The sequence below is a fragment of the Nocardia amamiensis NBRC 102102 genome (genome assembly GCF_001612745.1).
Taxonomy (GTDB): Bacteria; Actinomycetota; Actinomycetes; order Mycobacteriales; family Mycobacteriaceae; genus Nocardia; species Nocardia amamiensis.
This window is the reverse complement of the sequence record NZ_BDBA01000019.1, coordinates 56,822-69,711: the sequence shown is the minus strand read 5'-3', so window position 1 is coordinate 69,711 and position 12,890 is coordinate 56,822. Positions and strand designations below refer to the sequence as shown.

Sequence of the window (12,890 nt, the reverse complement as noted above, 5' to 3'; positions counted from 1 at the left end):
GGTCGAGGTGCGTACTACCGCGCGTGCCCTGCGCGACGCCAATGCCTGCCTGAGGTTCCGCACCACCCGATAGTCAGTGTGATCGGTGGAAACCGGGCGATGCGACAGACAGGCGCAACGTGTCATCGCGGTGGGTGAGGGTGAGTTCGTACCAGTCGGCGGTGCGGACATGGGCGACGATGCCGTGGGCGTCGGTGGAAAGCGTCACTGTCCAGCCGTGCTGCTCCCAGATCCGGACGATCACGGCCGGATAGATGTCCGCGCGGTCGGGGGCCGGGGGGTCGAGGAAGTATCGGGCCGCGAGCCGGTCGACCTGGTAGATGTTGCCCGCGTCGTCGTCGAACGGCAGTATGGTCTCGCCGTCGAGACCCTCATGCGGGCGGAGGCGCATCTGACCATCCAGTGCGTCGAGTAGCTCGGCGACGAGGCCGCGGATTCGGTCGCGTGCGGTGTCCTCGGTGAGTTCGCGGTTCCATACGACCGCCCGTGCTGCCGGCGGCACGGACATGCTCGCCTTCCGCAGTTCTTGCGGTGTAGGCGACTTCGCGGGTACGGCGGCGGGCGGGCGATCACGCTCGAGCTGGAAGCCATAGCTCATCAGTTCGTCGAAGGTCCGGGCGAACTCCAGTGGCCGATCCATATGGCCGTCTGCTTCCCAGCCGATGGTACCGGCGGGCAGGTCAGGGGAAACGAAGTAGCGCGTATCGCCCAAGCCCTTGGCGATGAGCATCGCGCGGTCTCCCGGAATATCCTCGGCGGCTTCCCAATTGCGGACGGCGTCGGTCAAGTTCAGCGTTTGATATGTCTGCATGTCCCGCGGCCGGGTGGGGCCGAAAGATATCCCATCGAGATCGGTGAACCCCGCGTGCACCGTGCCGAGGAACACCCGTAGCGCCTCGGGCAGCGCATCCCAATACTGCGGCTGGTCGGCGCCGAAGGTCTCGGGGTCCCATCCGATACGGAACTCGTGCGGCTGAAACGACTTTCGCAGTGCATACAGCAGCACCCAGTCGCCACGCAGCAGGCAGACCCGCACATCGTCGAGGCATTCCGCCAGCACAGCGCCGAACCGTGGCAGCAGGTCAACGACCATGTCGAGGTTCCACAAAGCCACAGCGGCCGCACACCGGGCACGGGCATCGCCGCCGCCCGCGATCCCGGCCCACCGCGGGGGTATATGCGCTGCGGCCGACGAGCCCGGTTCGACGAGCAGCGCGGAGCCGGGACCGAATTCCGCCACCACGCGTGCGAAGTCGACAGTGTCCACGGCACCTATCGAACAGCATCCCCACCTCTGAGACTGCGACAAACAATCGAAACGAACCACGGAGATCGACGCCGCGATCATTCGCGCCGACCCGCTGCTTCGATCAATGCGCCACTCGCTCTTGACCCGAGGGCCGCGTGTGGTTGTGGTCGGCAGGGTCACAGCACCACGGAAGTGGGGTTCTCCGCCACGTCGAATGACTGGGTTTTCGATGCGAGCCAGCGCCGGTAGCGACGCAGCGCACGTCGTTGCACCAGTTGGTCGGCGACCAGCGCGAAGGCCGGGACGACTCCGAGAGCGGGGTCGAGACCCCGGGCAATCCGGCGGATTTGATACCGGACCAGTGCCATACCGGCCGCCGCGGCCAGTGCCTTGTCCGACCAGGTCACCGGCTTCAAGGTTCCAGCGGCTTCGAGGTTCGCGCGCCACCGGTCGGGCAGATCGGGCGTGACCGCGAGGGCGGTGCCCATGCCGATCACGGCGACACCGCCGGCGAGGACGCTCTGAGCGGTTTCCTGCCGGGTGATGCCGCCGGTCAGCATCAACGGCAGCGGGCTGGTGGCGACCAGTTCGGTGGCCAGATCCAGGAAGTAGGCTTCGCGTGCCTGGGTGCGGCCGTCGGCGCGGCGACCGGTCATCGCGGGGCTTTCGTAACTGCCGCCGGACAATTCGACCAGGTCGACACCCAGCGGTGCGAGCATCGCGATCACTTTCTTCGCGTCGTCGGCGTCGAAACCGCCGCGCTGGAAGTCCGCGGAGTTCAGTTTCACCGCGACCGCGAAGCGCGGCGACACCACCGCGCGGACGGCCCGCACGACCTCGAGCAACATCCGGGCTCGGTTCTCCAACGAGCCACCCCACTCATCGGTGCGGGTATTGACCAGCGGCGACAAGAACTGCGACAGCAGGTAGCCGTGCGCGGCGTGGACCTCCACACCGTCGAACCCGGCCTCTTCGGCGCGCTGCGCGGTGATGGCGAAGCGACTGATGGTCGCATCGATCTGCGCGGCGGTCATCGCGACCGGTTTGCCGAAGCGGCCACTGTGGCGGGCCAGATCCACCGCGATATCCGAGGGTCCCCAGACGACACCGGGCAGATCGGCCGGTATTTGGCGGCCGGGGTGGCTGATCTGCATCCACATGGCCGCACCCGCCGCCTTCCCGGCCTTGGCCCATTCGGCGAACGGCTCCAGCGGCGCCTCCGCGTCGAGCACGACCCCGCCAGGACCGGTCAGCGCCTCGGCGTGCACCATGACGTTCCCGGTGATCAGCAGACCGGCGCCACCGGCGCCCCAGCGTCGGTACAGCGTGATGAGGTGCTCGTCCGGCAATTGCTGTTGCGCGGCGATTCCTTCTTCCATGGCCGCTTTCGCGATCCGGTTACGCAGCATCTGGCCGGACCGCAGCTGCAACGGGGAGAACAATTCACGCGACATGAGGGGACCTCTTCTCGATCCAAATGTTTGCAGTGTTTACATCGAGTCGAGCGTCCACGCTAGAGCTAGATGTAAGCGGTGTCAACACTTGTTAGGTTGGAGTCATGCCGACGTCGACCACCTCGTATCACCACGGGGATCTCCCCGCCGCTCTGGTACGGGCGGCCATGGATCTGCTCGAGGAAGGCGGGGCGGCCGAGTTGTCGCTGCGCGCCGCGGCCCGTCGCGCCGGTGTGTCCAGTGCCGCGCCCTACCGTCATTACGCCGACCGCAACGCCCTGCTGTCCGCGGTGGCAGCGGTGGGCTACCGCGAACTCGCCGTTCACCTGGCTGCCGCGCACCCCTCCCCCGCGACAGCCGACGACCTGGCGGCTATCGCTGTCGCCTACGTCCAGTTCGCGTTGCAGCGTCCCGGGCTGTTCCGCGTGATGTTCGTCGAGCCGTGCGATCCGAGTAGTCCCGAACGTGTGGCTGCGGCAGAAGCCATCAGCGAGTACGTCAAAGGCATTGTCCGGCAGGCATTTCCCAGTGCGGATCCGGAAGCGATGGCGACCGCCGTGTGGGCGCTGGTGCACGGTCTGGCTTTCCTGCATCTGGACGGGAAGTTCGACACGTCCGCACCGGAGATAGTCGCCGACCGGGTAGGTGCTGCCGTGCGCGCGGTCCTCGCAGCATCGGGCGCGTTCCCGTCGCCGGGCAGCGCGGCGCCGTCGAGCTAGCGGCCGCGTTCCCGGCGCACTCGGCACTCGATCGTGCTGCCCTCGTACACCGTCGCGATTACCGTGATGTCGGCGACGACTACATCGAGAAGGCACGAGGCCTGGCCAGTCCCATCGTGGTGCGCGTCCTGACGCGGTATCCGCACGCCCAGAGCGGTCGTGGCCGTGTGGGAGAGCTATTGCGGGATAGTACTACCGGCGCCATATCCCGCATGGCGACGGAGAATCGGCTCATCTTCGACTGGCCATACGTTCGTCGAGTACACGCGCGATGATCGGCAACGCGTGTCGTGCCGTCAGTTCGTCATGGGTGACTTCGATCTCGTGATTGACGATTTCGCCGGTCGCGTAGGGCCGCCACCCGGCCGGGCCGAAGATATCGGAAGTGCCGACGGTCGCGCTGAAATACACGATGTCACCGTCGAATACGGGACGCCGATACCCGGTTCTGATCTGTGGCACCGCGTTGTACGACCGCGTTATCCATTCGAGAGTGCCTGCGTCGATCGGCGAAACACCGCCCAGCTGGGTACAGATCAGATCAGCGGCCTCCTCAGCGGACGCATCGGCAGGCACATCGTGGATACCGAACATCGGGCCGTAGGTATTGACGACGGCGCCGACAGAAAGCTGCTCGATGCTGTCACCGTCGATGTCCGCGGAATCGGTGTCGAGCAGCGCGAGAACACCGACAGCGTCACCGGAGTTCTTCAGCTTCGTGGCGATCGCGTGCGCGATGAGTCCGCCGAACGACCACCCGAGCAGGTGGTATGGCCCAGTTGGCTGCACAGCGCGGATCTCGCGAATGTACCGATAGACCAACTCCTCGATCGAGCGTGCCGGTGCTTCGGAGCAGCCCAGGTCCGATGCCTGCAGCCCATAGATCGGCCTGCCCGGGGCCAGCACATCCGCGAATCCCGAATACGTCCAGGCCACTCCGGACGACGGGTGGATGCAGAACAGCGCGGGTTCGCTGCCGTCGATCCGGATCGGCAACACGGCGTCGAGCATGGGGCGGCCGTCGACCCGAGGCTGCTGATCGAGCGCCGGCAGCGCGTGCCCGGCGTCGGCGGCCGCGGCCAGCGCGGCAAGGGTGCCGTGCGCGAACACCTGCAGCGGCGTGCAGTGGACGCCCCGCTGCTCGGCCCTGGACACCAACTGGAGTGCGGTGATGCTGTCGCCGCCGAGAGCGAAGAACGAATCATCGGCACCGACCTTGTCGAGACCGAGCAGCTCCGCGCAGATGTCGGCGAGAGTCTCTTCGGTCGGCGTCGATGGCGCTCGGTACTGGTTCTGCTCGTCCGCGAATTTCGGAGTCGGCAACGCTGCCCGGTCGAGCTTGCCGACCGCGTTGAGCGGGATCGCATCGAGCACGACGAAAGCGGACGGGACCATGTACGCAGGCAGGGCCTCGGTCGCGACCGCGCGTAGGTGTGCGACATCGACCTCGATGCCCTCGGTGGGCACCACGTACGACACCAGCACGGTCGCCCCCGTCGGCCCGGCGCGGCCGATCGTCACCGCATAGTCGACGTGTTCGTCGCGGCACAGCGCAGTATCGATCTCGCCGAGTTCGATCCGCAGACCGCGGATCTTGACCTGGAAGTCGTTGCGGCCCAAGAACTCCAGCTCGTACGTCTGGTCGGGCCCGGTGACCCAGCGAACCATGTCCCCGGTGCGGTACATGCGCTCACCCGGCTCGCCGTAGGGATCGGCGACGAACCGTTCCGCGGTCATCTCGAACCGGTCGAAGTAGCCGCGGGCGAGCGCTGGACCGGCCAGGTACAGTTCACCGGCGACGCCGACCGGCGCCGGACGCAGCCAGGCGTCGAGCACCAGACTCGCGGCGCCACGGATCGGCCCGCCGATGGTGATCGGCGCCCCCGCGACGAGGTCGCCGCGACAGGTCGCCCAAGTGCTGAACTCTGTGGGGCCATACAGGTTCACCATCCGCCGCCCGATCGACCACTGCTCGATCAGTTCTGCTGTCGCGGCCTCTCCCCCGACGCCGAGTACCCGCAGGTGATCGAGGCCGACGGGGTCCATCGTGGCCAATACCGATGGCGTGACCGACGCGTGGGTGACCGGTTCGGTGCGCAGCAGTCGATCCAGGTCTGCGCCCCCACAGACGTCCGGGGGCGCGATCACGAGCCTGCCGCCCGCGCCATGTGCCGCCAGCAGCTCGAAGATCGACGCGTCGAAGCTCGGTGACGCCACATGCAGCACGCCGGCCGTCGGACCCAGCCCCAGCGACTCCGTCAAGGCTTCCACCAGATTCGCGAAGCCGCGATGGCTGAGCACCACAGCCTTCGGTTTGCCGGTGGAACCTGAGGTATAGATCAGGTATGCCGTCTGATCGATGTGAATGGGACTCCCGCGCTCTTCGTCAGTGATCGATGCGGCACTGACGTTTTCGACCCGGCGGCGCGTATCGAGGTCATCGAGCAGCAGCCAGTCGACGGTTCCCGGCAGCGTCTCGCGGGTCGCGGTCACCGTCACACCGATCGGCGCCTTCGAGTCGCCGAGTATGTGCTCGATCCGCTCGATCGGATAGCGGGGATCCAGCGGCACGAAAGCCGCACCTGTCTTAGCCACCGCCCACACCGCCACCACCGATTCCAGCGATCGACCGAGAGCAAGCACGACGCACATTTCCGGCCGGACACCCTTGCGCAGCAGGACCCGGGCAAGGCGGTTGGAGCAGGCGTCGAGTTCGTCGTAGGACATCGTGAGCTCGCCCGCGCTCACCGCGATGGCGCCGGGATTGATCCGTGCTCCGGCGCAGAGAATCTCGGGCAGTGTTCGCGGCGGCACCGACTTCGGTCCACGAACAGGCGACAGCGCGGCGCATTCCGCGTCGTCGCAGTACTGCAGCTCGGAAACCATGGCCTGTAGGTCGCCTGCGAGCTGAGTCAGCAGCCGGACCAGGCGATGCAGCAGCGGGCGCGCTGCCTCCGGCGCGAACTGGTCGGCACGGTACTTCAAGCTGATTCGCAAGGTGTTGTGCCCATCGCTGCGACGGAGCGGAATCACCATGAGATTCAACGGATACGGCGTTGCATCGACCCCCTCGATATCCAGCACACGCACGCCCGCGATGTCCGGTAGCGCTGACAACGCGTCCCGGTCCAGCGGATAGGACTGGAAAACGGTGAGTGTGTCGAACAACTCGGCCAAGCCCACCGCCTTGTGGATCGCAGCCAGCCCCACGTGCTGGTGGTCCATCATCCGCGCCTGCTCACTGTGCAGGCGAGCCAGTAGGTCGGCGGCCTTCTCTGCAGGATCGAGCCGTACGCGCACCGGCAGCGTGTTGATGAAGAGGCCGATCGATTCCTCGACACCGGCCAGCTCGGGTGGCCTGCCGGACACCGTCGCGCCGAATACCACGTCGGATCGGCCGGTCAGCACGGCCAGCAGCATCGCCCAGGCCGCTTGCACCATCGTGTTCGCCGTGGTGCCGGATTCGTGTGCGGCCGTCTCCAATCGGTCGGCAGTGTCCTGAGACAGGTCGATGGAGACAATCCCGGTTTCCACCGTCCCGATACCGGCCGGTGCCGAGACGGCCCGTGTCGGGGTGTCGATGCCGGTCAGGTATCGCGCCCATGCGGCGGTCGACCCAGCATGGTCCTGGCCGTGTAGCCAGGAAAGAAATTCGCGGTAGGAGTGCGCGGGCGGTAGCGCGGAAGCGTCACCCGCAGTGGCATACAGCGTGAGCAATTCCCGCATCAGCAGCGCCGTCGACCAGCCGTCGAGCACAAGGTGATGGTTGGTCAGCAGGAATCGGTACTGCGTGGAGGCGGTACGTACGAGCGTGCAGCGCACAAGCGGAGGACGGGTCAGCTCGAACCGGGTACTCGCGTCCAGGCCGATCACTCGGTCCAGCTCGCGCTGCCGTTGCTCGGCGTCGGCGATTCCGGTCAGGTCGATCTCTTGCCAGCGGATGTCGGCGTCGGTCAGGACGAGTTGGCGGGGTCCGTCGTCGGTCTCCACGAAAGCGACCCGCAGGATGTCGTGCCGTGCCACCACCGTCTGCGCGGCGGTGCGTAGTCGTGCGGCGTCGACAGTGCCCGCCAGGGTGAGTAGCGACTGCACCGTATAGCCGTCGGTGCCGTCGAGGTCGTACAGCGCATGGAAGAGCAGGCCGTGTTGCAATGGCGAGAGCGGCCAAATGTCAGCGAGGCCGGGATAGGTGCGTTCCCAGGTGTCGATCTGCGGTTGGGTCACCGCGACAAGGTCGAAGTCGCAGGGGGTGTGCCCTCCCGCTTCCGCGCTCCTGGCGTGATCGGCCAGTGCCCGCAGCGCGGCTGCCCAGAGGTCGGCGAGTTCTTCGACGTCTGCCGCACCGAGCAGCCGGGAAGCGTACGCCCATGTCACTTCCAGGCCGGTATCGGTCAGCACGGCGTTGATATCGACGACCGCGGCCATCGGTGCTCGGTCGTCCCGCGTTGCCGCGAAGCCCTGCGGCAGCCAGGGTCCGGTCTCGCTGCCGGTCGGTGCCCGGCCCAGATAGTTGAAGCTGATCTGGGGTGTCGGCGCGTCCACAAGCGCATTCTTGGTCTCGGCGTTCAGGTAGCGGAGCATGCCGAAGCCGATGCCCTTGTCGGGCACCGCGTGCAGCTGTTGCTTCGTGGTCTTGATCGCGGCGCCCGCTGCCGGGCCGCCGTCGAACGCGTCACCGAGGTCGATGCCCGTCAGATCGATGGCCATCGGATAAGCAGTGGTGAACCAGCCCACGGTGCGCGCGACATCGGCGCCGGGCAGGACGGCCTCCGCGCGCCCGTGGCCCTCGAGCGTGAAAAGCAATGACCTTCGGTCGCGCCAACGGCTTGCCGCCATCGTCAGCGCTGTCAGCAGCACATCGTCTGCACCACAGTGGAATCGGTCCGGCACTGTGGTGAGTACCGTGGCTGCGACGTCCGAATCGATGACGGTCTGGCATGTCGCCGTGGTGGCGGCGATGTCGATGGCCGGGTCGAGGGTGCCCGTGCCGATCGGCGGATCGGGTGTAGCCAGAATGTGCTGCCAGATCGGCAGTTCGGCACCGCGCCCGGCCGCGTGCTCGAGTTGTCCGCGCGCCCAACGGCGGAACGAGGTGCCAACCGGAGCGAGGACACCGCCTACGGCGGCAGTAGCCAGATCCAGCAGCAATGTGCGCCACGAGACAGCGTCGGTCACCAGGTGGTGCAGCACGATCCAGCACAGTGGAGCGGCGTTCGCTCGTTCGATCAGTACGAAGCGCGCGACGATTCCGGCCTCCGGATCGAGCAGGTCGGCGGCGCGCTGCAATTCGTGTTCGCCGGTCCAGTTCCCGTTGCGACTCGTGGTCACGACGTCCACCAAGGTGCCTGCTTCGACCGAACCGACCTGGGCGACAACCCATTCCCAGCCATGGGTGGTGTCTCGTAACGAGCAACGCAGTAGGTCGTGGTGGTCGAGGAGCGCTTGCACGGCCCCGACCAGTCGAGTCTGGTCCACGTCAGCCGGAAGACCGATCAGGACCGCCTGACCGAACCGGCGCCAGGTAGATCCTTGGTCCAGCATCGCGTGCACGATCGGTGTGAGCTCGACGGCGCCGACTCCCCCGCCGGGCAGCTCGCGCACTACCGGGGTATGCACCTCGGTGGACACCGCTGCCAGTGCGGCAACGGACTTGCGCTCGAACACATCTCGTGCGCTGAAGCCGATACCTGCGGACTTCGCCCTCGAGACCAGCTGTATGGACATGATGCTGTCGCCACCGAGCGCGAAGAAGCTCTCATCGATGTCCACCGAGTCCAGCCCGAGAACCTCGGCGAACAACGCGGCCAGCGCCTCCTCCCGCGAAGTCGACGGCGGCCGGCCCCTGAGCGCGTGTGAGCCGAACTCCGGTTCGGGCAGTGCCGTGCGATCCAGCTTGCCCAGCGGTGTCAGCGGGACACTGTCCAGAAGCACAACCGCCGAGGGCACCATGTAGTCCGGAAGCGATTCGCCTGCAGCCGCTTTCAGCGTGTCCGCAGACGGCTCGGCACCCGGTTCGGGCAGCACGTAGGACACCAGGGTCGGGGCACCGGCATCGGTCTCTTTGCCCACTGTGACCGCGATGTCGACGTCCGGGTGCCGTTGCAGGACGGCGTCGATTTCGCCGAGCTCGATGCGGAAGCCGCGCACCTTCACCTGGAAGTCGCTGCGGCCTCGGTAAGCCAGCTCCAACCTCCCGGAGCTCGTGGTCCAGCACGCCAAGTCTCCGGTGCGGTACATCCGCTCGCCGTGCGCGTAAGGATTCGCGACGAATCGGCTAGCGGTGAGGCCCGTACGCTGATGATAGCCGCGCGCCACGCCTGGCCCGGCGAGGTAGAGCTCACCGATCGTCCCCGAAGCCACCGGTCGCAACCATGAATCGAGCACGACCGCAGAGACACCGCGAGCGAGGCTTCCGATCGTGACCGGCGCGCGGGGTGTCAACGCGTCGCTCAACGTCGCCGTGACAGTGGTTTCGGTGGGCCCGTACCCATTGAGCACAGCGCGGCCGGACCACTTGGCCACCAGATCGTCTGGGCAGGTGTCACCACCGACGATGACGGTGCGCAGGCTGGGTAGTGTCGACGGGTCGAGGGATCCCACGACAGCTGGCGTGGCGTCCAAGTGGGAAACATTCTGCGCGCGAAGAACGTCCGCCATCTCTTCGCCGGCGTACGCCGACGGCGGGACAACGACGAGCGTCGCGCCTGCGGCGAAGCTGACCAGGATCTCCTCGACCGAGATGTCGAAACTCGGCGAAACGGCGTGTGCCATGACGGAATCGGCGCCGACACCGAAGCTGCGCGCGGAACTCGCGGCCAGATTTGCCAAACCCCGATGTGTGACCAGCACGCCTTTGGGCAAACCGGTCGATCCCGACGTGTAGATGATATACGCGACCTGATCCAAGTGCACCGCAGCACGCCGCACCGTATCGTCCACCGGGGCCGCATGCTGGTCTGCGATGTCCCGGCGGGTCTCCTCCTCGTCGAGGACCAGCCAGTTCATTTGATCCGGCAACAGCTCTCGTATGGCCGCCACCGTAATGCCGACGACGACCCCGCTGTCGTCGACCATATGCTCGATCCGGTCAGGAGGGTAGGTCGGATCGATCGGCACGAAGGCGGCGCCCGTCTTGGCCACCGCGAGCATCGCGAGCACGGAATCGATCGAGCGCGGAATCGATATCACCACACCGTGTTCCGGCCCGGCACCGGAGGCGATCAGGACGCGTGCCAGCCGGTTGCTGTATTCGTCGGCCTGGCGGTAGGTGAGACGGGCCGCCCCGTTACGAACAGCGATCGCATCAGGGTCGATCTTCGCACCGGCGGAGAGGATCTCGGGGAGCGCACGCGGCGTGACGCTCGCCGGTCCGCGTGCCGGTGCGAGCTCGGCCAGCTCGTCATCGGATGTGACAGATATCGTGGACAGCGTCGCGTCCGGTCCAGCGGCCAGAAACTCGCGCAGGAACCGCAGGAATCGGCTGTGGTGGGTGATCAATTCGGTATCGCTGTACAGGTTCGCGTTGCCCTGGAAGTCGATGTGGGTGCTCTCGCCACGCAGGCCGGGGTACAGATTGACGAAAAGGTCCTCGATCAGCCCGGACGTCAGCACGTGCGCTCGTCCGGTGACCGCACCGAGCTGAACCCTGCTGTCCAGCATCATCAAGTTCACCGATGGACCGAACGTCGCGACCTCGTCCATCGGCCAGCCGAGGTCGCGGAAGATGTCCTCCTGACGGTAGCGCTGTCGCCGGAGCGCGCCGGTCAGTTCGCCCTGTGCGGCATGGATCATTTCACCGACGGTCGTGGTCGGACCAGTCCTCAGTCGCACCGGGACGACGTTGGCGATCATGCCGCCGGAGCGCCGCATCGCCGCTGTCGTGCGCGCAGAGACCGGTAGGCTCAACACCACCTCCGGGGCACCAGTCATCGCGGCCAGATAGGTGCCGAAGGCTGCGACCACCGTAGGCGCCGCACCGGACGATGCCGCGTGCGCGACCGATTCCAGCAATGCCGCCATTTCCCGCGCCAGTGTGCCCTCCACGCGTCTCGGGTGCGCGTCAACTTCGGCGGTACGGCCCGCCAAACTCACCGGGTCGGCCATCCCGTCGAGGTGCCGGAGCCAGTACTCCCGGTCGGCCGCGAAACGGTCGGAGCGGCGGTACGCCAGATCGGCGTCGACGATCTTCCTGAGGTCCTCGGCCTGTGCGGCCGGAGGCGGCCTTCCCTCGATCGCCGCGGTATAGAGCTCGCCGGTGCGTCGCGCCATGGCCAACGCCCCGATGCCGTCCAGCGCGATGTGATGCATCCGCCAATAGCAGAACCACCGCTCGTCGGCGATCCGCAGCATGACGACACATGCCAGCCGATCGTTCATCAGATCGAGGGGTGCCGAGTACTCGTTGCGCATCCAGGCGTGCGCGGTGCCCACAGGATCGCGCTCACGTCGGAAGTCGAAGATGCGCGCACTATCGTCGAGGGTGGTGTCGACACACTGGAACGGATAGCCATTGCTTTCTATCAGGCGCAGATAGCCGGTGCCGAACTCGCGCCCAGCCTGGCGCACTGCCGGTGCGAGCCGGTCGAGGTCGATTGGCCCGGCCAGGTCGACGTACTGGGCAATGGAGATCGGGACGTCGCCCGCGATGTGCTGGGCGAACCATATTCCGCGTTGCGCTGCCGAAAGCGGGAAGGCGCCGTCCGGCAGTCCGATACCGGTATCAATCGGTCGAGCGGAAGACTGTTGCATGACGAGACCTTCATCTTGACCGCGCCGTAGCCACTCGGGGCAGTTACTCCCGACTAGGCATTACGACATCTGCCGCGCTGGACCGCGCAAGCGCGGCGGGATCGACCGCCACGACAGGATTCGCGAGCGGCGGCATGCGGAGGTTGTCGGCGAGCGGCTCGGTCGGTGCGTGCATGTCGTGTCCCCGGGGCCATAGCTGGGAGGTGTCTTGTGGACGCTCAACCACGGCCTCCAGCAGGAACTTCAACGATAACTCCGAAGCACTCGTCGGCGCAGTCCATCGGGAGGAAAAGCTCACCACCGGCTGCGGTAGGCCGCGACGCCATGAGACCGCCCCAGGTCGTGAATGGGTCCGGAGTGGTCACCGCCAAAAATACGATCGCGGATAACGCGGCTGCTAGAATCACCGCGTGAGTACCGCCGCCGGGCGGTCCGCAGTATTTGGGCTGGGTCTGCGCCAGCTGTCGGCATCACGAGTTGCGGCGCTGGCGACGGTACTCTTCGCGATCCTGTTCGATACCGCGTTGATTTCGATTCGAACGAAGGAACCTGTAGGGGCCGGAAATAGTGCGGACCGGCCGGCCGATCGGCAGCGTGGGCCCCGCGTCCGCGGCGGTGCTGATGTCGTTCGCGGAATCAATTATTTCATGGTTCTCGGAGTCATCGTGATAGATCGGACTTTATGCGGACCACTTCTTCGCAACCGTGGTCCGAGCCACA

General features: G+C 66.4%; 4 protein-coding genes. 1 reads left to right on the top strand and 3 read right to left on the bottom strand.

The annotated features are described in order from the left end of the window. Positions 1-73 precede the first annotated feature (73 nt). The gene (locus NA4_RS05435) at positions 74-1,267 is read right to left on the bottom strand and encodes a hypothetical protein (RefSeq protein ID WP_067464797.1); all 1,194 of its coding nucleotides are present in this window, start codon (positions 1,265-1,267) and stop codon (positions 74-76) included. Between the two features lie 158 nt (positions 1,268-1,425). After that, positions 1,426-2,703, bottom strand: a complete 1,278-nt coding sequence (locus NA4_RS05430; RefSeq protein WP_067464794.1) for an NADH:flavin oxidoreductase/NADH oxidase family protein — start codon at positions 2,701-2,703, stop codon at positions 1,426-1,428. 104 nt (positions 2,704-2,807) lie between these two features. On the opposite strand from NA4_RS05430, the gene NA4_RS05425 reads away from it, so the two are divergent. Then, positions 2,808-3,422, top strand: coding sequence for a TetR/AcrR family transcriptional regulator (locus NA4_RS05425; RefSeq protein WP_067464791.1), 615 nt, complete (start codon positions 2,808-2,810; stop codon positions 3,420-3,422). A gap of 231 nt (positions 3,423-3,653) precedes the next feature. Here NA4_RS05425 and NA4_RS05420 read toward each other — a convergent pair whose 3' ends face one another. Further along, complete coding sequence (locus NA4_RS05420; protein WP_084496830.1) at positions 3,654-12,170, bottom strand: non-ribosomal peptide synthetase; 8,517 nt, start codon at positions 12,168-12,170, stop codon at positions 3,654-3,656. Positions 12,171-12,890: the final 720 nt, after the last annotated feature.